General features: G+C 52.0%; 16 protein-coding genes. 5 read left to right on the top strand and 11 right to left on the bottom strand.

Features of this window, described 5'->3' with window-relative positions:
* Positions 1 to 114: 114 nt before the first annotated feature.
* Together AC50Y3_RS07290 and AC50Y3_RS07285 are read right to left on the bottom strand one after the other, a co-directional pair.
* Positions 115 to 3,087, bottom strand: a complete 2,973-nt coding sequence (locus AC50Y3_RS07290) for an extracellular solute-binding protein (RefSeq protein ID WP_494818110.1) — start codon at positions 3,085 to 3,087, stop codon at positions 115 to 117.
* 24 nt (positions 3,088 to 3,111) lie between these two features.
* Entirely contained in the window at positions 3,112 to 4,221 is a 1,110-nt protein-coding gene (locus tag AC50Y3_RS07285) for an ABC transporter ATP-binding protein (protein WP_494818109.1), read from the bottom strand.
* Between the two features lie 390 nt (positions 4,222 to 4,611).
* Between AC50Y3_RS07285 and AC50Y3_RS07280 the strand changes: the two genes are divergently transcribed.
* Both AC50Y3_RS07280 and AC50Y3_RS07275 read left to right on the top strand, forming a co-directional pair.
* Positions 4,612 to 5,967 carry an LLM class flavin-dependent oxidoreductase gene (locus tag AC50Y3_RS07280; RefSeq protein WP_494818108.1) on the top strand — a complete coding sequence of 452 codons (1,356 nt, stop codon included), beginning with the start codon at positions 4,612 to 4,614 and terminating at the stop codon, positions 5,965 to 5,967.
* Positions 5,968 to 6,004: 37 nt separating this feature from the next.
* Positions 6,005 to 7,219: an LLM class flavin-dependent oxidoreductase gene (locus AC50Y3_RS07275; RefSeq protein WP_494818107.1), complete on the top strand. Its 1,215-nt coding sequence runs from the start codon at positions 6,005 to 6,007 to the stop codon at positions 7,217 to 7,219.
* Positions 7,220 to 7,278: 59 nt separating this feature from the next.
* On the opposite strand, the gene nfsA is transcribed toward AC50Y3_RS07275, so the two are convergent.
* Positions 7,279 to 8,028 (bottom strand): oxygen-insensitive NADPH nitroreductase, encoded by a 750-nt coding sequence (gene nfsA, locus AC50Y3_RS07270; RefSeq protein WP_494818106.1) that lies wholly within the window; start codon positions 8,026 to 8,028, stop codon positions 7,279 to 7,281.
* A 186-nt stretch (positions 8,029 to 8,214) separates the two neighbouring features.
* Here nfsA and AC50Y3_RS07265 point away from each other — a divergent pair, with 186 nt between their 5' ends.
* The gene (locus AC50Y3_RS07265; RefSeq protein WP_494818105.1) at positions 8,215 to 9,354 is read left to right on the top strand and encodes an NAD(P)-binding domain-containing protein; all 1,140 of its coding nucleotides are present in this window, start codon (positions 8,215 to 8,217) and stop codon (positions 9,352 to 9,354) included.
* Positions 9,355 to 9,497: 143 nt separating this feature from the next.
* Positions 9,498 to 10,859: a spore germination protein gene (locus AC50Y3_RS07260; protein WP_494818104.1), complete on the top strand. Its 1,362-nt coding sequence runs from the start codon at positions 9,498 to 9,500 to the stop codon at positions 10,857 to 10,859.
* Between the two features lie 105 nt (positions 10,860 to 10,964).
* Here the strand turns inward: AC50Y3_RS07260 and AC50Y3_RS07255 are convergent, their stop codons facing one another.
* The 8 genes from AC50Y3_RS07255 to AC50Y3_RS07220 all read right to left on the bottom strand — a co-directional run bounded on the left by AC50Y3_RS07255 (position 10,965) and on the right by AC50Y3_RS07220 (position 20,699).
* Positions 10,965 to 11,468 (bottom strand): DUF421 domain-containing protein, encoded by a 504-nt coding sequence (locus AC50Y3_RS07255; RefSeq protein WP_494818103.1) that lies wholly within the window; start codon positions 11,466 to 11,468, stop codon positions 10,965 to 10,967.
* 39 nt (positions 11,469 to 11,507) lie between these two features.
* Positions 11,508 to 12,659 carry a cation:proton antiporter gene (locus AC50Y3_RS07250; protein ID WP_494818102.1) on the bottom strand — a complete coding sequence of 384 codons (1,152 nt, stop codon included), beginning with the start codon at positions 12,657 to 12,659 and terminating at the stop codon, positions 11,508 to 11,510.
* A 174-nt stretch (positions 12,660 to 12,833) separates the two neighbouring features.
* On the bottom strand, positions 12,834 to 14,300 hold the full coding sequence (locus AC50Y3_RS07245; protein WP_494818101.1) for a glycoside hydrolase family 28 protein: 1,467 nt from the start codon (positions 14,298 to 14,300) through the stop codon (positions 12,834 to 12,836).
* A 17-nt stretch (positions 14,301 to 14,317) separates the two neighbouring features.
* Positions 14,318 to 15,424, bottom strand: a complete 1,107-nt coding sequence (locus AC50Y3_RS07240; protein ID WP_494818100.1) for a glycoside hydrolase family 88/105 protein — start codon at positions 15,422 to 15,424, stop codon at positions 14,318 to 14,320.
* Positions 15,425 to 15,466: 42 nt separating this feature from the next.
* Entirely contained in the window at positions 15,467 to 16,342 is an 876-nt protein-coding gene (locus AC50Y3_RS07235; protein WP_494818099.1) for a carbohydrate ABC transporter permease, read from the bottom strand.
* Positions 16,343 to 16,363: 21 nt separating this feature from the next.
* Positions 16,364 to 17,317, bottom strand: coding sequence for an ABC transporter permease (locus tag AC50Y3_RS07230; RefSeq protein ID WP_494818098.1), 954 nt, complete (start codon positions 17,315 to 17,317; stop codon positions 16,364 to 16,366).
* 97 nt (positions 17,318 to 17,414) lie between these two features.
* Complete coding sequence (locus AC50Y3_RS07225) at positions 17,415 to 18,992, bottom strand: extracellular solute-binding protein (protein WP_494818097.1); 1,578 nt, start codon at positions 18,990 to 18,992, stop codon at positions 17,415 to 17,417.
* A 192-nt stretch (positions 18,993 to 19,184) separates the two neighbouring features.
* A complete protein-coding gene (locus tag AC50Y3_RS07220) occupies positions 19,185 to 20,699 on the bottom strand; it encodes a type 2 periplasmic-binding domain-containing protein (RefSeq protein WP_494818096.1) in 1,515 nt (504 codons plus the stop codon).
* A gap of 114 nt (positions 20,700 to 20,813) precedes the next feature.
* On the opposite strand from AC50Y3_RS07220, the gene AC50Y3_RS07215 reads away from it, so the two are divergent.
* Positions 20,814 to 23,120, top strand: coding sequence for a helix-turn-helix domain-containing protein (locus tag AC50Y3_RS07215; RefSeq protein ID WP_494818095.1), 2,307 nt, complete (start codon positions 20,814 to 20,816; stop codon positions 23,118 to 23,120).
* Positions 23,121 to 23,152: the final 32 nt, after the last annotated feature.

Genomic DNA, 23,152 nt, shown 5'->3' with positions numbered 1-23,152 from the left:
AATGGGGCGATGAACAGATACGACGTCCGGTAGGACCATAGCTTGCTCAGGATGACGTTCGTCTCCCTCTCACGGCTTGCCGTTACCCGGTACGCCGTCCGATAGGATAATAATCTACTTAACATAGCGGTCGATCCCTTCCCATGGTTTGTCGACATTCGGCAGCTTGAACGGCTTAAGCCGTTTGCCGTCGGCATCGATGAAGCCGAATTCCTCCTGCTTCCTGCGGAGCTCCCGGTTAATGTCGCGTACGGCTTGCTCCAGCGAAGCCCGATAGTTCATCTTGCCGATAACCGACCGGTTCCAGGCGTTGTTCGCTTCCCGCTCCAGGTAGTAGCCTCCGGGGACGTTCGGAATATCCTTGTACCATCGCCATTGCTCGAGGATCACTTCGGCGTCCTCCCGTTTCCAAGGCAAGCGGCTGAACGCCTGCACGTTTGACGTATTCCAACGGAACGCGACGCCGTTAATGGCTTCAAGGTCGGCTCCGTATTGCTGCTGAACGTCGGCGGACAACCACCACTGCAGAAACTTCCATGACTGCTCCTTCTTCGTTGACCGTTTGAAAATAACGTCGGTGCGCTGCCCGCCCCCCGCCCAGCGGGAGATCGTGCCGTCCGGTTGTTGAACGCCGGGTATTTCGGCTATTTTCCAGCGGTCGTTCAGCTCAGGCGCGGCCGCGGCCAGCTGCACGTACATGTTGTAATCCGATATGCCGATCGGCATCGTGCCGTCGCGGAAATGCTGATAGAAGCTCGGCACTTCCTTCTCGATCGCATACGTATTGAACAGATCCGTCCATTGCTTGAACGCCTTGAACGCGTCCGGATTGTCCAGTGCGGTCTTCAATCCGTCCGTTTCGTAGAAATCGATGCCGTTCTGGTAGAAATATTGCGAGAATTGCGTTGGATTGATATAAAAGTTCATATAATTCTGCTGCAGCGTCGGCAGAATATCGTAGACGTCCTCCCACGTCTGCGGAACCGCGATGCCCAGCTTCTTCAGAATATCCTCCCGGTAGAACAACACTTGGAACGATTGCGTTTCCGGCGTGCCGTAATGCCCGCCGTTATAGTTAAGAGGAAGCCAGGAACCGGGACTGAACTGCTCGTAAAGCTTGTCGAACCCCGTGAATTCGGATAGGTTCGCAAGACTTCCCCGAATGGCGAGATCGACAGGCAAATCCTGGGTTAATCCGAGCGCGAGATCGGGCTGAACGTCGGCGGCATTGGACATAAGCAGCAGCTCCGGATTCGCGAGCAAATTGACCTTCACCTCGATGCCGGTCTCCGGCGTGAACGATTCGTCGGCAAGCTGCTGCAGCTGGTCGACGTAGTCGCGCCCGCGCTGGACCCAGATATTCAGCTTCTTCTCGTCGAGCTTCGTAATGCTGTCCCTGCTGTCGAATGAGTAGCTGAAATTTTGGATGCCGCCCCACACCCTGCTCCATAGAGACGCCTTCATATCGGGAAAGTCGGCCCCGATCGGGGCTACGTAGATTTCGTCGAGCTGGAGCGTCTGCTTCAGCAGCGTCTCGATGAACAGGTTCAGCTTCTCCCGGATCGACGCGATTTCCTCGACGTTATACGGAATCTCCTCCGGCTTCTTGAGCAGCGAACGGATATCCTTGGCCGCCGTGGCCATCCCCTGGCTTACGGAATCTTTGTTTCCGTTGATTCGAACGCTCGTTTGCGACAGCAGCTCCAACCGATTCGCGATTTGCTGAAGATTATCCGGCATTTCCGGATAATCCCGTTCCATGATCCAGGTCCGATTGCGGTCCACGACCGCTCCCGTCAATGCCCGCAATTCCCAATCGACCTCATCGAGCTCTTGCGTCACCGATTTGACTTCGGCAATGATCGGTTCGACGGGGGCATGAGTGACGGCCAGCGAAATCGTATGCTTCCCTTTATCAAGGAAAACTTCATAGGGGCTGCCTGCAGCGTTTTCGAGCACTTGTCCCTGCCAGCTCGGCGAATAGGGAAAGGCGAAGGCTTGGAACTCCCGGAACGGAACTTTGCCGTCGATGCGAACGGTCCGAAACGACGTTTTCTGCGAGACGACGTTCTGCAGCGTGCGGAACGCGAATTTGTACCGTCCGCTCTCGGCCACCTCGAAATCCCACGTGATTTCCTGGTTCTGGTCGACCCACCTTGCCCCGCCGACCGTATTGTATGTGATCCGGCCTTTGGCCCTGGGGACGGTGCGCGGATTGCGGTCCGAGAATAGTTTGATGGCCGTATCGTTCTTATAGTCAAAATCCTCGGCTTGAATCGTAATCGGCCCCGCGCCTTTAGCGTCGCCCCCTGGATAGCCGGCGGAAATTTCCGCATAACTGCGCGGCGTTTCGCTTGGCGCCAGCTCGATGCGTTCCAGCGCAAGCGGCTCGTAGCCCGAGAACCGGATCGTATGGGTTCCCTTCGGAAAATACCATTGCAGCGGTCCGGCGAAAGCGCCTGCCGAATCGACCAGAGGCTTGGTGCTCCAATCGGAAATGTCCTTCGATCTCGGACGGATTTGATCGCCGTCTCCGTTTTTCAAGATCGGCCGGACATCCTGCCAGGTGCGGTATAGCGCAACGGATGACGCTTCCGCGAACGGCCGTTTGCCGTCGATATTCACTTCCCACAGGATCGGAGCCGTTCTGCCGTCACCGGTAATCGGCTTGTAGGAAAGGCGGATCTCGTACAGCCCCGCCTCCGGGACGACCGCCTTGAATTCAGCCCATTCTTTGTCCGGAGAATCCCAGCGCAGTACCCCGGCCTTGCCGCCGTATTCGCCGGTCGAGAGTTTTCCGGCATTCGAAACCGCCTGCGGACTCCCCGCGTCAACCGTGACGACGGTCTTTGCGCTTTGGATTCCTTTGCTGTTCCACAAGCTCAAAGCCTGGGCATAGCTGAGCTCTCCCTCTCCGGGGCCGGCAGGCGGCGGCGTATTCAAGACATCGTCCGCATTAGCTGCCGCCGCAGCCGTATGCTGGCCGTTCGGACTGCTGTAATGCTGCAGCGCAGCCTGCGCGGAGAATACCAGCAAGCCGGCCGCCAGCACGGCTCCACTCGCCTTCCTCCATAAACGTATTTTCAAAACGCTCTCTCCTTCCGGCGTGGTTTAGGACGAAAACCGCTCGCCGGTTTCCTGGTGAAAGAACAGCATCTTCAACGTATCGAGCCCTAATCTAACCGTTTCGTTCGATTCGAAATGTACTGACGGACTGACGCGCGCGATGAGCAAATTGTCTTGGCCGATATCAAGGTAGAGATAGCGGTCAGCGCCCATCAGCTCGGCGAATTGATAGGAGCCCGTGATAACGGCCTCCGAGAACAGCGCTTCGAGGCTGATGTTTTCGGGCCTAATGCCGAGAATGACTTGCTTGTCGATTTGCTTATGCTTCCGGAGCGCGGCCGCGTTGTCGCCGTGAATCGGGAGCTTGAACCGCGAGGTATGGAATTCGAGCACACCAAGCGCATTCTCTTCGATTTTGCCCCGAATGAAATTGATTTGGGGCGATCCGATGAATCCGGCGACGAACGTATTGGCCGGATACGAATAAATGTGCTCGGGCGTGTCGATCTGGTGGATGATGCCGTCGCGCATGACGACGACCCTGTCGGCCATCGTCATTGCCTCCACCTGGTCATGGGTCACGTAGATGAACGTACTGCCCAGCTCCTTATGGAGCTTAATGATTTCCATCCTCATGGAAACCCGCAGCTTGGCATCCAGATTGGATAGAGGCTCATCCATAAGAAATAACTTGGGGTTGCGGACAATCGCCCGGCCGAGGGCGACGCGCTGGCGCTGTCCCCCTGACAGCTGCCGCGGTTTGCGGTTCAGATACGGCTCGATCTCCAGAATGCGGGAAGCCTTCTTCACCGCGAGATCGATTTCGTGCTTGGGCAGCTTTCGCATCCGAAGGCCGAACGCGATATTTTCAAATACGCTTAAGTTTGGATACAGCGCGTAATTCTGGAACACCATCGAGATGTCGCGATCTTTCGGCGGCAGGTGGTTGACCACCTGACCGTCGATGATGATCTCGCCCTCCGAAATGTCTTCCAGACCGGCAATCATGCGCAGCGTCGTTGACTTCCCGCAGCCGGACGGACCGACGAATACGATAAATTCCTTATCCCGGATCGTCATGTGGAAGTCCTTTACGACCGGATGTTTATCTTTACCGTAACGTTTGTAAAGATGATTGATCTGCAAGCCCGCCATTGATATCCCCCTATCCTCTTGCCCGTATCCAAATGAAAAAAGGAGATATCCGGTCGGTTTCATAAAGAAACCTGATCAGACATCTCCGAGTGTACGGTCGATTATTTGGTCCAAATCGCTATAACCAATAAATCCGATGAAATTTGTATGCTTTGGTTCAACTTGGGTCTTACTATAACAACGCCTCCTAGATATTGTCAACCTCATCGGCTGAACTTTTTTTGAAAAATAGACATTGACGATTGGCAAATGATCCTATAATATTTCGAGTAAAACGATGGGATTACCCAGCGTTAGAGACCGGTCAACCGGATCCATGGCTATTCTGCGTGGGTCCGGTTTTTTTTGTCCGTTTCGATGCGATGGGCCCTACTAACCGAGGTGAGAGGTATGGGAGCAAACAAGGAAAAGTCAAAGAAGCAAGCGCATTTTAACGTATTTATTCGTGGAGCCGGCCATCATGCCGGAGCTTGGAAGCATCCATCCAGCGATCCTAATGCAGATCTGGGTTTGGATTATTATGCCGGTCTGGCGAATATTGCCGAGCGCGGACTATTCGATTCCTTATTCACGGCGGACAACTACTCCGGCCTCGGCAGAAGACTGGAGCCGTTCACTCTGTTGTCGGCGCTTGCGGCGCTGACCAAGCATGTCGGATTTATCGCCACTGTCAGCACGACCTATAACGATCCCTATCATGTCGCCCGCAAATTCGCTTCGCTTGACCATATCAGCAAGGGACGCGCGGCATGGAATATCGTTACCGGCCATTCGCAGTCGGATGCCGATAATTTCGGCAAGCCCGGTCATCCCGAGCCGGAGACGCGCTACGATATCGGCACGGAATTCGTCGAAGTGACGAAGCAGCTGTGGGACAGCTGGGAAGAGGACGCGCTCGTCTACGACCGGGCAAGCGATGTGACGCTTCACCAAGATAAAGTGCATGATATTAATTTCAAAGGCAAATATTTCAACGTCAAAGGACCTCTGAACATTCCCCGTCCGCCGCAGGGCTATCCCGTTCTTGTCCAGGCCGGATCGTCCGAAAGCGGCAAGGAGCTGGCCGCCCGTACGGGGGAAGTCATTTTCACAGCCCAACAGACGCTTGGAGCCGCGCAGGAGTTCTATACGGACGTCAAATCCCGGCTGGCCAAGTACGGGAGAACGCCGGACCAGCTGCTCATTATGCCGGGGCTCAGCCCAATCGTAGCCGATACGGAAGCCGAGGCCCGAGACCTTGAAGACGAGCTGTTCAACTTGGTCGACTCCGCCAAATCACTGAAGCGGTTGTCTAATTATTTCACAGTCGACCTGTCCGAGTATCCGCTTGACGCACCGGTTCCGGTCGATAAATCGAAGCCATATGGTTTCTCGAACAACGGTATTACGAGCCGCCACGAAGTTGTCATTGACGCCGCTCGCCGCGACAATATGACCATAAGGCAGTTCCTGAGCCGCAGTTATGCCGGGCATGGCCATGTTTCGTTCACCGGTTCGGTCATCCAGGTCGCCGATTTTATCGAGAAATGGCTAGCGGAAGGCGGGGCCGACGGCTTCAACATCCTGCCTCCCCTCTTCCCTTCCGGCTTCGAAACGTTCGTCGACAAGGTAGTGCCGGAGCTGCAGAACCGCGGGTTGTTCCGCACCGCGTACGAAGGCGCCACGCTTCGCGAAAATCTCGGCCTTGCCCGTCCTGATAACGCGCATAAGCAGATTTGGGCAGCGCTGAGCAAGGCAGCGAAGTAACCTATTCAAACTCAAATAAGAACGGAGGTTTCAGCGGATGGCAGTCAACCATGCACCTGAAGTTGAATTCGGCTGGTATATGCCGACAAGGGGCGACGGCCCTTACATTGGCGTCAAATCGGAACGCGTCGTCGATACGCCATATATGATTCGCGTCGCTCAGGCGGTAGAAAACGCCGGCTATACGTTCGCCCTCATCCCGACCGGCGGCACCTGCAGCGACGCCTGGATTATGGGCGCGACACTCGCGGCCCATACGCGCGTCTTCAAACCGCTTGTTGCGATGCGCCCCGGATTAATCGCACCGGCGCTGGCTGCACGCATCGGCGCGACGCTTGATGAGGTGAGCGGCGGCCGTGCGCTCATCAACATTGTAACCGGCAGTTCGCCGGAGGACATGAGGGCAATGGGCGACCCGCTGGCAGACGACAAGGAAGCGCGTTATGAACGGACGCTGGAATATGTCAAGATCGTTCGCGAGCTGTGGGTTCGCTCGCACGGCGCGGAGGGACGCCAGTTCCTTGCCAGCGGCAGCCTTGCGGCAGGTAATCCGGAAGGCGCCGCATCAACGTTTGATTTCAATGGCAAACACTTCTCCATCGAGGGCGGCAAGAGCTATCCGCCGCCGGTGCAGCGTCCGCACCCGCCCTTCTACTTCGGCGGAAGCTCGCCGGCAGCGAAGAAGACAGCTGCCGAAATCGCAGACGTCTATCTCATGTGGGCGGAACCTCTCGACTGGATCAGAGAACAGATAGCGGAAGTAGAGCATCATCGCGAGCAGCTGATTGAGCGCGAAGGGATCAACCGTACGATCCGGTACGGCCTTCGGGCACAGGTCGTCATCCGTGATACCGAAGAGGAGGCATGGGCAGCGGCGAAGCTGATCATCAGCAAGGTCGACAACGCGACCCTCGACGCGAACGAAATTCAGTTTGGCGGCTCGCAATCGGAAGGCCAGCAGCGTCAGAACCAAGTCCGCGCACTCGCTAAAGCCAACGATTATGTCATTGGGCCGAACTTCTGGGCGGGCTTGTCCGCCATTCGGGGGGGCGGCGCCATGGCATTTGTCGGCACGCCCGAGCAAGTCACCGACAGGCTGCTCGAATACGTGGATATCGGCATCACTTCCTTCATCTTCTCGGGCTATCCGAACCTTGAAGAAGCGACGATTTCCGGGACGAAGCTGCTTCCTGTATTCCACCGCAAACTTGCCGAGCGGCTTCAGGCGGATCTGAGCGAAACCGCAAGCTGACGACAAACAGCGCCCATTGCGTATGGGCGCTGTCCTTGTCTTAGCGGCAAAAGCTTCGCTTACTTGAAGCGGTAGCCTTGACCTTCTATAAAACCCTGCAAATGATGGCGCAGCCGGTCTTTGCGGAAGCGCGATGCCATCTCTTTGGACCAATACGTATCCTTGCTCCCGCCGGCACGGGAGGCATAATAAGACTTCGTTGTCTCGTCATAGTCTTTGATGCTGGTTGCGAACACCTCATCGTCGTAAATTTCTTCATGGTAAATCGCGGCCACCGGGAGCCTAGGACGAATATCGGGTTCCTGGTCCGGCACGCCAAGGCACATGCCGAATACGGGATAAACGAGATGAGGAAGCTTCAACAGCTCCGCCGCCCGTTTCGGGTCGTTGCGAATGCCGCCGATGTAGACCATGCCAAGTCCGACCGATTCCGCCGCAATCGTCGCGTTTTGCGCCGCAAGCGTGGCGTCGATCGTCGCGAGCAGAAACGTTTCCACGTTCTGCGTCAGCTCTTTGTCTTCATCGTCTTCGTGCAGTCGGACCGCTGTTTGCAGCCGGTTCAAGTCCGCGCACCATACAAGGAACAGCGGCGCCTCCTCGATATGTTTCTGGCCGCCCGCAAGCTCGGCGAATTGCCGTTTCGTCTCCTTATTGCGCACGCCGACAACGCTGTACGCTTGGATATTGGATGACGTGGATGCCGCTTGCGCGGAAGCCAGTATCGAGGCCAACTGCTCCTCCGTCACCGGATCCGGCTTAAATTTGCGAATCGAGCGATGCGCCTGCAAATGCTTGATAATGTCGTTCAACCTATTCCCTCCTCTTGAAATAAAAAAAACCAGAGATGCACATAGCGCATTCTCCGGTTTTCCGGTGGATATACATATTCCTACTATTCCTACTGGTAATATTGAATTTAGCATCAAACCTCTAGGCTGTCAACACGCAGCGCCGCTCTCACAACGTATTTTATTAATCTGAAGGAGGGGTTTCCCATGGTCGATCTCGCCATTATCGGAGCTGGCCCTTACGGTATATCGCTGGCTGCGCATGCCAAGGCCGCCGGGCTCTCCTATGCGCTGCTCGGACAGCCGATGCATTTCTGGAAGGAGCAGATGCCGCAAACGATGTTCATCCGCACCAATCCGCTTTACATCAGCCTCTCGGATAGCAATGACAGCTGGACGATTGAGCGATTCTGCGAAGAAACCGGCACGCCTCTTATTTCGCCGTTTCCGCGCCCCGCATTCGTCGACTACGCCTTCTGGTTCGCCCGTCAAACCGGCATTTCATTTACGTCTGACCTGGCAGCCGAAATCAAGCGTTCTCCGCATGCTTTTGACATCGTCACCCGGACGGGCTCTCACCTATCAGCCGCTCGCATCGTCGTCGCCACCGGGCTGCAGCATTTCAGCTACGTCCCGAAAGTGCTGCGTTCGCTGCCTCCGTCGCTGCTGACGCATACATTCGGCCAAACCTCATTCGATCGTTTCCGCGGCCTCTCGGTTGCCGTCGTCGGAAGCGGCCAGAGCGCCTGGGAAGCGGCGGCGCTGCTTCATTTGGCCGGCTCCGACGCGGAGCTGCTGTTTCGCGGAGAAGAGGTTCGCTTCTCCGGGGAGGACAATGCCGCTTCCGGACTTCGTCTGATCGAATCAGCCGAGCAGTTTTACCGCCAGCCTCCAGAAGAGAAGCAGGAGCGCTGGAATACGCCGAGGCGCGGCAGCGTCGCCCTATTTCTGAAGCCTTACGTGGAAGGCAAAGTGAAAGCGACGGGCGGCGTTGAAATCGTCCGCGCGGATGCCCGGGACGACGGCAAAGTACAGCTCGCGCTCTCGAATGGCGAGACCCGCGTGGTATACCATGTGATCAGCGCAACCGGCTACCGTATCCATTTGGATAGCGTGCCTTTCCTGGCGCCCGAGCTTTCCGGAGACATCCTCCGGGAACCTAAGCCTTTCGATGGTTTCCCCCTCTTAAGCGAGCACTTTGAAAGCAGCATACCCGGACTCTATTTTGCCGGACCGCTGGCCAGCCATACCCACGGCCCTGCCTTCGGCTTCATTGCCGGCCTTGGCCAGACATGCCGTTCCATTATCCCGCATGTCGTCGGCATGAAAAACGGTAGCCCCCTATAGCCGGCTGCCGCAACCTTTGCCCGGTCGTCATGTCAAGATGCTAGAGGATTGGAGGCTTCTTGCATATAACGGGATAACTATGCTCAAAATATGGAAATGTAACCGATTCAGTTTGAAGTGGGGTATTTCTGGTGCATAGCAATATGACGGCAATCACTAAAGCATTGGGCCATAGTTCCGATTTTCGAATCCGTAATATTGAAGAAAGCGGTGAAGTACAGGTAACCGTTTTCTATATAGATGGACTGGTTTATGCAGACAGACTGGAGAAACATGTAATTACACCGCTTGTACACCATATTGATGCACAACTTAATACAGCTGATTTAATGGAGATCAGCAGTCCGGAACAAGCCGCCCAAGCGATCGTACAAGGCAAAGCTGTTATTCTTTATCAACAAACCGGCACGATGCTTAGTGTAGATGTGACATTGTGGAAAGAACGTCCCGTTGGCGAAGCCTTAACGGAACGCAATCCTTTAGGATTAATGGTAGGCTTTACAGAGAAGGCAAATTCAAATATAAGCATCCTGCGCGGCCTTATGAAGACACCAAACTTAACGGTTGAAACCATGCAAAAAGGCACCTTAACGCCAACATCGATCTCGATCGTGTATATGAGAAATATTGTGGATGCCGGTATTCTTCATGAAGTAAGAAAGCGGTTGAACGAATTAGATGTGAAGTATATCTTGCAGTCTGCCATTGTGGAGGAAGTCCTTGCGAAGAATAATTGGACCATATTCCCTTTGACGTCGGTCACCGAAGCACCGGACATCGCTGCAAGTTCCATTTTAGAAGGTAAAGTCGTTGTGTTTGTAGATAATACCCCGCATGCGATTATATGCCCTACATTATTTCTGAATTTCTTCCAATCGCCAGAGGAGTACTACGGTAAATACGGGCGGTATTTTAACAGAATCATTAAGTTCATTACGTTCTTTGTAGCGACTCATGCGACTGCGTTCATGCTATTGTTAGAACGCAGCGACTTGCTGTCAAAAAAAGTACACAAGCTGCTTTATCCCGTTGACATGTTAATGCCGACGTTTGCTGGAGCGCTCTTTCTATTAGTTATTATTAAAATTCTGATTGATGGCATGTATAAAGTGAATACGAATCTGATTACTTTCTTTGCCTTCATATCTACCGTGTTATTAAGTGAAAACATGGTGAAAATCAAGCTTTTCAGCCCTTTTTGCTTGTGTGTTCTTGCTTTCTCCTATGTCATAATCATCTTCTTTACAACTCGCGGCTTAGCCCCAACCATACTCACCTTAAATTACATTTATTTATTTACTGCCTATCTGACCGGGTTACGAGGTGTCATTGTGATTACCACGGTCATGTTCATCCATATTGTGATGCTGAAGAGCATAACCGTGCCGTATTTTAGTCCTTTAATTCCGCTGAGACCGAAAGAACTGCGCGATGTGTTTTTCCGGTCTAATTTGAAGAAACTGATCAATAGCAAACACTCCTATACATTAAAAAGAAAGCGATAGAAGTTAGCTGAAAGAAATTTTTGAAACAGGTTCTCCGCAAAACTGAAAAGCCGAAGCCCTCATTTAGGACTTCGGCTTTTTGAATCCTGTCTCATTGCTAAAGCGCTAAAGCCGAGACTCAATGAGCTGCTTCAGCTGTTCAATATCCTGCTTCGTCGCTGGAGCTTTATGCGGCTTTAGCTTCACGGTCAGCTGACCTCCGGCCTCCATCGTGGCATAATCAACATCCTCGCGATCGTAGACCCCAGAGGTACGCAGCTGCGCATCAAGCCCTTCGTTAGTAAGTCTGAGCGATTCCATTGCGCCTTGATCTAACTTCCCGTTCACAATAATTGGCATTGATTTGCCGAGCCATAAAGTGCGAAAAGGAGCATACCGTGTGATCAAAGCTCTACTCATTCGTACAGTCAAGATAAGAATGACCGCAGTGCCCAAGGTCCTCCATATATTCTCGTTCTCAACTGGTCGAATAAATAACGGACCAAGAATCAGCATTAGCAGCACGTCGACTACCGTTAGTTTCCCTATTGACGTTCGACCTGTAAATCGAAGAAGAAGCGAGCCCATGACAATAATGAGTATGGCTTTCCAAATCCAGTCGTAAGACATGGCATCCCACCTTTCTCGGTAATCATATTCCAGGACTTGTTAGGTAAGTCGATCGTTGATTTTCGAAAAGAAGAGCTTCAACATTGGCGGCGTTATCAACGTGGTCAAGATGATCACCATAACGATCGAAGTAAAATACTTCTCTAACAATAGCCCTGATTCTAAACCAGCCACCCCTATAATTAAAGCCACCTCGCCTCTAGAGACCATACCGGAACCGATGGCTAGCGATGAAGTTTGATCAAAGCCGGTTAGTCTCGCTCCAATCCCTCCGCCCAGCATTTTCGTAGCAACCGCAATAACCGTCATGAGCAGGATAAACCAAATGTGATTACCTAAGCCTGTGAAGGTAATGTTTAACCCAATGCTGACAAAAAAAACGGGGACAAAGAGTGTATAAGCGATCGGCTCGACTTTGGTTTCGACATCGTGCTTGTATGCGGTCTGCGAAACGGCGATTCCACCTGCGAATGCGCCAATAATCCCCGCAACGCCCATCGTTTCTGCAAAATAAGAAAATGCAAAACAAATAATGAGAGCCGCGCTCATGACAGCTTCACTAATGTGAAGAGGGGCGAGGATTTTCATGACAAAGGGAACTAGAAACCATCCTGCAACGATGATCGCGATTAAAAATAATACCTTCTTAAGGATGAGAACGGCGATGGATACATCCCCTGCCGGGCCAAGAACGCTCATCATGACAGCAAGCAGAACGACTACAATGACATCATCCACAACGGCAGCTCCCAGAATAGTAGTGCCCTCTCTGGAGTCTAATCGGTTCATCTCTTTTAACGTTTGGACCGATATGCTAACCGAGGTAGCACAGAGCAGTAATCCAATGAATAGCGACTGCGTATTCGAAAGTCCGAGAGCAATAGATAAGGCATATCCACCGATAAAAGGAAGTATGATCCCGCCAACCGCCACAGCGAACGACGCCTTCCAATTTTCCCGCAATTTGTCCAAATCCGTTTCTAATCCCGCGATAAACATGAGTAACAGAACGCCGATTTCCGAAAAATGCGAAATAAACGCATCGGGATGGATCCATCCGAGGATAGCGGGTCCCAAAACAATACCCGCAATCAGCTTGCCAAGCACGGCAGGTTGTCCGATCCGAACCGACAAATCGCCAGCGACTTTCGTTGACAATATAATCAGCACCAAATATAACAGAACTTCCATGTTGAATCACACCTATCCTTACGTTCGTTTGATACCATCATCTCCTAGGACCCACGCTAATAAACCTTCGGGATGATGTTGAATAATGTAACCGACACGATAGTAGTTCGACCATCACAACGAAAAAAGGAACTGTAACATCCAATCAGGATCTTGCAGTTCCATTATTCGCTGTTAGTGGCAGATTTCCGGCGTTCGGGTTACATTAGCCGAACGTACAACCACGATATCAGGCGTGTCCGGATGTACCCGTTTCATCTTAAAATCCTTCACTTCAATATCGCAGCTGTCTTCTATTCTCAGCGCTGGACCTTGTCTTGTTTCGATCCGCACGCCATTCAGTTCCAGCTCCCTGACATGCTTGCACAGCATCCCTTCGCCTGCCGCGACGAATGCATTGAATACCATATCGGGCTCATCCCCGACTTCACTGAGATCCGCAGTCATTTCGATATGTACCTGATTGAGCTGCACATCGCGGATTGGCATTTCCGGCAGGCCATGCAGGAAACCGGCCGAAGCACGGCAGCGCTTGGCCGTTACGCCGCTTATCCGGATATGTTCGATGACAGGCGTGGCTTCCGTTACAGGCCTGGCCTCGGCACTGCCGATCAACAGGTCGGACTTGTCGACACCGTGGCGGTAGAAGGCATTGATCGTTAACGGACACAGAACATCCTCCATATAGAGGTTGCTGACCAATATGTTTCTAATATATCCGCCCCTGGCGCGGTTCGTCTTCATTCGGATTCCGCGGTCCGTGCCGATAAATATACAGCCGGTTATGACCACGTTACGAATGCCGCCTGCCATTTCGCTGCCCATCACAATGCCGCCATGACCTCGTTTCATCGTGCAATTGGCCACCGTAATATTTTCCGATGGCCTGGCGACCCTTCTCCCGTCTTCATCAATCCCCGATTTGATGCATAGGCAGTCATCCCCGACGTCGAAATGACAATCTGAAATCCGTACATAGGAACAGGAATCGATATCCAAGCCATCGCCGTTTGGGGCGTCATGCGGATTGCGGATCGTAACCCCATGCACCGATACGTTGCTGCAATAGACCACATGTACGTTCCAAAAAGGAGAGTTCTGCAGCGTAACCCCTTCAATTCGGACATCCTCGCAATCTATGAATTGCAGCAGAGGCGGACGGAGAAACTGGGACTCCCACTCGACGATATTACTCGTGTACGAACGGAGCAGCGACTCATTAAGTACCGCCAGCTTCTGCGTGACGACGCTCGTGATTTGCCCGCCCTGCCGCAGTACGCGATTCGCCTGCCACCAAGAATCCCCTTGTCCGTCGATGACTCCCTGTCCCTTGATCGTGATCTGCTTCAAGCCTCTTCCGTACAGCAGCGGCGAAAACGCGAAGCACTCATAACCCGACCACCTCGTCGGAACAGGCGGATAGCAGTCGAACTCCGGCCGAAATAACAGCAAAGCGCCTGCCGCGAGCTCCAACGTCATCCGGCTCTTCAGCACGATTCTTCCGGTCAAATATCGGCCCGCGGGTATATAAACCGTTCCTCCTAGATCCGAGCAAGCCTCAACCGCTGCGGAAATGGCTTCGCTATTATCATAGATTCCGTCACCGATCGCGCCAAACCGGGTTATATCGAAGATCGACATGATCTACATCCGCTCCTTCATCGGTTGCTGTCCAATAAATCGCTCATCGCGGTACATGCCATAACGAAAGCACCGACTCCGTGCAGGTCATTTCTGCTTGTAGGGCGAGTCACATAGTTCTCGTAATCGCCGGCAGATGTCCCGATGCAGATATCGGGCATGACAAGCCTGCCTTGTTCGTCCTGCTCCATGCGGCCGATTAGCCCATGATACCCACTCATCGCTGCATCCAAGTACTCGTCACCTATGACGCCATGCTTAATGGCCTTTGCAATGGCGTACACGAATAAGCTCGTACATGAGGTTTCAAGCCAATTATCGTCGTTATGGCCTTTATCCACCACCTGATACCACAAGCCGCTCGACTTATCCTGACAAGCGATTATTGAGTGAAGGAAATCCCGCTGAACTTCCGCCAGCTGTTCGTGCGCTTCCTCATCTTTCTGCAGGTTGGATATAAATTCAGCCAAGGCCAGTCCATACCAGCCGAGCGATCTTCCCCAAAACTCAGGCGAACAGCCAGTCTGCTTATCCGCCCACGGCATCTCTCGGCTTTCATCCCAAGCATGGTAGAGAAGCCCGGTGCGTTCGTCTTTCATCGCTCTGCGCATGAGCCGCTCCTGCAGCAGCGACATCTCTTTCAGCCTGTCATCTCGGTACGTGCCGGCGTACTTCAACGCAAATACGCCTCCCATATACAATCCGTCGAGCCACATCTGATAAGGATATTTATCCTTATGCCAGAAGCCGCCCTCCTTCGTCTTGTTGAACGTATCAAACAAGCCTCTTAACCGGTCAGCCGCCATCCGATACTTAGGCTTGCCTGTCCGTTCGTGCAGCCGAAACAGCAGCAAGCCAGCCTGAATGGCATCCAATTCGTCACGCGCAGCGTACAAATTCCCGTAATCGTCTACCAATCCGTCAACGTAGCCTTGGATATACGCCTCGTATGCCGGCTCGTTCACTCGTTCCGCGAGCATCTCCATCCCGCATAGGAACACCCCTTGATGATAGTGCCACCTGCGTGCGGGTGGCAGCTCCTCTGGCGTATAGAAGTCCATAATCGAATCGCAGGCGTAGCGCGCCCATTCGATCGGCGTCCTTGTGCTTACCTCCATTTTCATCGCAGCTCCTCCGTTTGCTTGTAGTGTGATCCTTCTCTGCACTCAGCCCTTCATAGAACCGAGAAGCGCACCTTTGGCAAAGTGCTTCTGCAGGAACGGATATACGGCCAGAATCGGCAGCGTAGCCACCACGATAACGGCCATTTTGACAGCCTGGTCCGGGGGAGGAACGGCACCGTCAAGACTCGAGCTGAAATCCAGGCCGCTCGCCAATACGACAATCTGGCGAAGCAGAACTTGGATAGGCCACATGCTGCTGTCATTCAAATACAGAATCGCATTGAGGTAGGTATTCCAGTAGGTCACTGCATAAAAAAGCGAAATGGTCGCGATGGCTGGCATCGACAGCGGAAGCACGATCCTGAACAAAATGCCGAAATCGCTACAGCCGTCCATTTTGGCCGATTCCTCTAATCCCTCCGGGATGTTCTGGAAGAAATTGCGGAGGATGATCATATTAAACGCGCTGACGGTCAGCGGCAGGACGAGAGCGGCATACGTATCGATCAAATGCAGCTCCTTTACAACAAGAAATGTCGGGATCAGCCCGCCTTGAAACAGCATGGTGAAGACGACCAGAAACATGATCGCCCTGCGGCCGTCCAAATCCTTGCGAGACAAGCCATACGCCATTAAGGAAGTAACGAACATGCTAAAAGCAGTGCCGAACAGCGTGACCAACATGGAAACCATGATCGACCGGAAAATCGTGCCCGTCGAGAAGACGAAGCGATAGGCTTCGAAGCTGATGTCGCTTGGGAAAATGATGAATTTTTTGGCCGCCATCTCCGCACTGGTCGTTAACGAGCCCGCCACGACATGGAGGAACGGAAGAACGGTGGCGAGCGATATTATCATAAGCAGGATGAAATTGACGCTGCCGAACAGCCGGCTTCCGAACGTTCGATCCTGGATCATGCGGATTCCTCCCGGTTGTTCTTAGTAGATGCCATCTTCACCGAAGCGCTTGGAAAGCTTGTTCGCGCCGATGACCATGATCAGCCCGACGATCGATTTAAACAGTCCGACCGCTGTGCTATAACTGAATTTCCCTTGCTTCAATCCTGCCGTATATACATAGGTATCAATGATTTCCGCCACTTCGCGATTCATGGAATTGAGCAGCAAATACACATGTTCAAATCCAAGCTCCAGCACGTCCCCCACCTTCAGGATGAATAAGACAATGATGACGCTGCGGACAGCCGGGAGCGTAATATGCCAGATTTGGCGAATCCGGCCGGCACCGTCCATTCTTGCGGCTTCGTACTGCTGCGGGTCGATCGCCGCTATGGCAGCCAAATAAATGATCGTTCCCCAGCCCGCCTCGCGCCAGATCACCTGAATGATGTAAGTCGGACGAAACCATTCGGAGCTTAGCAGGAAATTCACCTTCTCCAACCCGAGCGCGCCAAAGACTGCATTCACGATGCCGCCGTCCATTGTCAGCATGACATAGCTGATGGATACAATAATGACCCATGACATAAAGTGCGGCAGATAGATGAGCGATTGGAACAGCCTCTTAAAGCCGCTGCTCCGTACTTCATTGAGCATTAAAGCCAGCAGGATCGGGACCGGAAAGTAGAACAAGAGATTGAGTCCGAACAAAATAAGCGTGTTGGTCAAAATGTTCAGAAAGTCTGGTTCGGTGAATAAACGGTTGAAATGCTCGAATCCGACCCATTCGCTTCCCGCTATCCCTTTAAACGGTTTAAAGTTCTGAAACGCAATGATAAGACCGAACATCGGCGCATACTTGAAAATCAAGAAATAGAACAACCCCGGCACTATCATGACATACAGCCATATATTGCGACGCAGCCGCCTTCCGAGCTCGCTTCCGGCATTTGGCGTCCGCACTGGCACCGGACGAACGGTCAATTCCCGCATCGTGCTTCTCCCTTCCACCTGCATGGATCGAAGAGGCTGTCATTAGCGATCCGACAGCCTCTTCAGCTAGCTGACTACTTTTCCGGCTGATCCCGGCTTATTTTTGATAGACTGCGTTATATTCCTCGATAATTTGGTCTCCGCCGCGTTTCTTCCATTCCTCGATCGCTTTGTCGAAGCCGCCCTTATCGATTTTTCCGTAAATATACTGGTAAGTCGCATCCGTAATCAGGGTCTGGAGCTCCACGCCTTGCTCGGTATAGGTTTGGGAGTCAAGCGCTGCAGCCGGATCCAAGATGGCGATTTTCTCGTTTTCCTTCGTGAATTGTTCCGCATGGATTCTGCCCGGGAGCGCGTAAAAGCCCTCGTATGTGCCGTTTGTTTCCGACTCGCCGATGAGACTGTCCTTGAAGCCCTTCACTTCCCGCTCGATCAGATCCGAATCCTCCGTCACCTTCGCTTTGCCGTCTTCGACGGTATAGTGCTTGCCTTCGATTCCCCAGAACAGCATGTTGGCGACTTCAGGCGTCATCAATTTGTCGTAGAAGGCCAGCACTTTCTTCAATTCTTCCTCGTCTTTAATAGCGGATTTCGGGAACAGGACCACGTTGTTATATCCCGGAATTGCCCATGTGGCGAGCTCGCCGTTCGGCCCTTTGATCAGTGCCAGCGTATCGATGACAGCCGATGGAGCGTTCTTGATTAAATCTTTGTTCAGCGTGTCAACGTCCGACATCGCGCCGATGTACATCCCTGCCTTGCCGCTCGTGAATAGGCTGACTTGGTCCGTCTTGCTGGTTGCCGCGAAGTCCTTGTTCATGGCACCGGCATCGCGGATGGTTTTCATGAAATCCATGGCCGCCGCATATTGCGGAAACATGAATTCAGGCTGCAGCTTCCCGTCCTTCTCGCCCCAATTATTCGGCGTAGCGAACCAAGAGGCGACCGTCTTGAAAGCGCCGTAGATCAGATCGTTCCGATCCGCGAGTCCGATCGTGTTCGGTTTCCCGTCACCGTCCGGGTCTTTCTCGGTGAACGCTTTAGCCATCGCAATGACGTCGTCGACGGTCTCGGGCGTTTTCAATTGAAGCTTATCCGCCCAATCCTTGCGGTAAATAAGGCCTTGGCGGGCAAGCGGTCTGCCGATATAAAGCGAGAACAGCTTGCCGTCGACCTTCGTATTGTTCAGAATCAAAGGCTTCAGCTTGCTCAAATTCGGGAATTCGTTAAGCAAGGGTCCGATCTCCCAAAACTGACCGTCGCGAATCGCCCCTTTCATCTGCATAAAGGTAGCTTGATTTTTCAAATACGTGACTTGAGGAAGCGCACCGGTAGCCATGGTTGCGTTCAGCTTATCTTCATAGGTGTCAGCCGGAAAAAATTGATACGTCAGCTTCGTGCTCGTCAGCTTCTCGATTTCGTTCTTAATGGTGTCAGGCGGCGTTTGCGCAACGTTTAGCGGAAGCATGATCGTAATCTCCGTCGGCTCCTCGCTCTCAGGCTCCGTTGTTTCGCTTGTCGCAGGTTCGTTGGTGCCTGCTGCTTCATTTACTTTCGTATCGGTGCCGCTAGTCGCTTCATTCACGGCGTTCCCACCGTTATTACCACCGCATGCCGATAGCATCGCGCTGAGTACCAAAACCGTGCCAATCTGAACAAAAGTCCTTCTCTTCATCTTGCTTGACCTCCGCATCGCTTTGTTATTAGGAGCTGCACGTCAAACATACATGCGGTCGGTTCATTACGAATACAATCACGTCACCACATTTCGATGCTTTGAGCCATCTTCTGAAGAAATGATTATCGCGTCTTTCCATGACAACAAAAAATCCGCCTCACAATCACGGGGCGGATTTCTATACCTCTTCTATTCAAAATAAGACTTCGTGAACTCCTCCATCATTGCGTTGCCGCCGCTTCGCTTCCATCTGTCGATTTCCTGATCAAATCCCGCTTGATCGATTTGCCCTAAAATATAGTGGTACGTCGCATCCGTGATGATTCGGTTCAGCTCCTCGCTCCGCTCATCGAACGTCGCGGATTCCAAATTCACGGTCGGATCCTTGACGATAAACTTCTCGTTATCGCTGCTGAGTTTCTCGGCAAGCGCCAGCAGCGGGTCTTCCTGTGTGACTTGCAGAAGGTTCGGATTGCTCAAATCGGCGGTCATGAGCACATACATCGGCCCGACTTCATCGATACGCAGCTGCTCGCTCGCGGAAGGCAGCTGGACCTTCTTGCCCTGCAGCTTGTAATGCCTGCCCTCAACGCCGAACTTCATAAGATTCGCAACGTCGGCTTCCATGGATCGGTCGAAGAATGTGAGCACCTGCTTGAGTTCATCCTCCGATTTGATCGCGCTCTTCGAGAACAGGAACAGCCCGTTGAAATTCGGGATGGACCACACCTTGTACCCTTGCGGGCCTTCGATCCGGTTGATGACCGTAAACCTTGCGTCTTTGTTGAACTGCTTCGCTTCATTGGACAGCCGCTGTACATCCGTCATGCTCCCGATATAGACGCCGGCCGTTCCATGTATAAGCAAATTCCGCTGAATATCTTTGCTCGTAACCGCAAAGTCCTGATTCATGAGCTTCTCGTCGTACAGCTTCTTCATGAAGTTCATCGTGTCCATATAAGGCGCCGTCTCGAATTCGGGCACCATACGGTGATCGGATGCAACCCAATTGTTTGGTGTTCCGAAATAAGAGCTGAGCGTCTTGAATGCACCGAAAACGAGATCGTTTCGGTCGGTTAATCCGATCGTATCGTTCATGCCGTTGCGGTCGGGATCCCCATACGTAAACTGCTTCAATACGTTATAGAGCTGGTCAAGCGTACGAGGCGGTGCAAGCTTTACATTTTCGAGCCAATCCTCCCGGACAATGACGCCTTGCCGTGAGGACGGGCGCTCCGTGTACAAACCGAATATTTTACCGTCAACGGCGGTCTGATCAAGAATATCGCCATTCAGCCGTCTTAAGTTCGGAAACGCATCCAAATAAGGGCCGATTTCCCAAAACATGTCGGAGCGAATCGCGCTTTTTAACAGGTAATAATCGGTATACTTGACGAACGTCGCTTTCTTCAGCGAATTCATCGTTAGGGCAGCATTCATCTTATCGGAATAAATCTCGTCGCGAACCCAATCGATAACTAGCTTCGTTCCGGTCATATCTTCTATTTTCTGAACAAGTGACGCCTCGGGTCCCTGCGGAAAATGAAGGGGCACCATAATGGTAATGACAGGTCTGGAATCGGCTGCTTCGATCGAATCCGAATGAAATGGATTGGAGCATGAAGCAAGCGTAAGCGCTGTTATCAGAAGAATAATCGTTTTGATGGTTCTGCTAGTAAGGCCGGATAAATGACAACGCGACAAATCAATTCCCCCCGAATCTGCAATAATGATTACTTTAGGCTTTAATGATTATTGTCCGAGTGCTGAGGAGTAGCCTACAATGGTGGTATAACATTGATAAGGTGATGGCTCTTGATGCGCTCATTCAGTTTTCTGACCAAATTAACCTTTTTCTGTTTTTTGCTCAGCACGTTGCCTGTTTTGTTCATCGGCATCTTCTCGTATGTAACTTCGTCCAATGAAATACAAAAGGATGTCAACAAAGGAAAAATCCAGCTGCTTGAGCAAATTAATGCCAATGTAGAGCAAATTCTTACGACTGTCAACCATACGCTTAACCAGGTCATAAACTCTGCCGTGCTCAAAAATGCAATGAACAGCTCCTTAACTGTAAGCGATTTCAATCTTTATGGCAATCTGCGGGATGAGCTATTGCACATGCAGTCTTTCGATACCAAACTAGAGGATGTCGTCCTCATTAACAAGCGCCATAATTGGATGATTAAAAATTCCGGCTTATATCGATTCGATCAATATGCCTTCCATGATCAGCTCGATGGGCTGATCGAAGCCAAATCCGATACGGCTTGGGTCATGAATCCGTCCCACTTCTTTTACAGCGAGGAAAGCGCCGGTAGCGCGATGTGCACGTACAGCGTTAGCCTGATTAAGAAGCTGCCTGTAACCGAGCCTAATCCTTATGGACTTATCATGGCAAACATTCCAACCTGCAGTTTGCAGTCGCTGCTTGAGCATGCTCCGGATCAGTCGGATATGACGTTGATTATCGACGATCAGTACCGCATCCTTGTTCACCCTGACCGCGATTTAATCGGAAAGCCCTTGTCGGCCATCGGATTCGATCAAGAAAGCAAGCTTAACGAGCAGGTCGGTCAGTTCTTATCGGATATGAATCATCAATCGTTTTCCGTTACGTATTACAAATCGCCGACTAACGGCTGGATCTACATGTCTATCACTTCCATCGCGAGCCTGACGAAAGAATCCAAGAAGATCGGTTTGTACACCGTTGCGGTTTGCGTGATTATGTTACTCATTACGATGCTGCTTGCATGGCTAGGATCGCGGCGCATGTATTCGCCTATCGAAAGGCTTCTTAAGCAAATAGACGTGCGCAAACTCGATATCCGTCAGAATCGGACGAACGAATTCCAGGCGATCGGCGAACAAATTCGGCAATTGGCTCAATCCAAAACAAAGCTCGAGAGGGAGCTTCACCAGCATCTCAAGCAGGTACGCACGTTCTTCTTGGCTAAAGCTTTCCAGGGGAATGTGAAGCGAGGCGATCTCACCGAGCAATTGGAGCGGTTCGGATTCAGTGCACAGCTTGAAGAATGGCATTCGATGGCTGTCGTTACTCTCCAAATCGATTCGCTGGACGAAACCAGATACGGCAAACAAGACATCGAGCTGCTGCTCTTTGCCGTCCAGAATATGATCGAAGAACTCATACCGCCCGAGAACCGACTTGTTTCGTTAACGATTGATCACACGGTTGTCACGCTGTTCGGCAGCGCGGCTGCAGAAATCGAGGACTTTAAAACCGCCCTATTTATGTTGACCGAGCAATTGCAGCAGCAGATTCAAAGTTTCCTACATCTGACGGTCAGCATCGGCATCAGTCTTCCATTCCATGACATCGGGCTCCTTCCTGCCGCCTATCAAGAAGGCTTGGATGCACTGAAATACCGGCTAAAACTGGGTGCAGGCATCGTTATCCAATATGAGCACGTAAATGCAGGAAAGCATTACTTTATCAGGAGCTACCCGAACCAATTGGAGAACGACCTCATCGATGCCATCAAGTTAGCCGAGAAAGAGAAAGCGAAGGAAGTCCTTCAAGCGTTCCTATCTCCCGTCTTCTCCGTGAAGATGTCACCGCAGGAATATCATTTCCCGTTGGTACGCCTCTTGAATAGTTTACTGGTCGTTAAGCAAGAATCAGGAATTAGCATGAATCAGATTGGCTCCGGTCGGAGTTCGTTATTTGAGGAGTTATTCGAATTGAATACAGTGCCGGAAATCGAGGATTGGTTCTTGACGCGCATCATCTTCCCCATGGTGCGTATTTTCAGAGACCGGCAGGACGCTCAATACTCCAACATTTCGGAGAAGATCATTGATCTGATTCATCGTCATTACGACACCGATCTATCGCTGGAGGAATGCGCTGCGAAGCTTAATTACAATTCCAATTATTTAAGCAGCGTTTTCCGCAAGGAAACGAACAGCTCCTTTAGCGAGTATTTGGCGACCTACCGGTTCAGCATGGCCAAAAAGTGGCTGAGAGAGAGCGATATACCCGTGAAAGACATAGCAACCAAGCTGCGGTACAACAATCCGCAGAACTTTATCCGTTCATTCCGCAAGTTAGAAGGCATTACGCCCGGCCAATACCGAGATCGCCATACCGCTTCATAATAGCTGATTAAATAAGGAGCAGTTGCCGCGGC

Source organism: Paenibacillus sp. J22R98 (assembly GCF_059383835.1).
The sequence above is the reverse complement of the archived record's forward strand: the minus strand, read 5'-3'. Positions and strand labels throughout refer to the sequence as shown.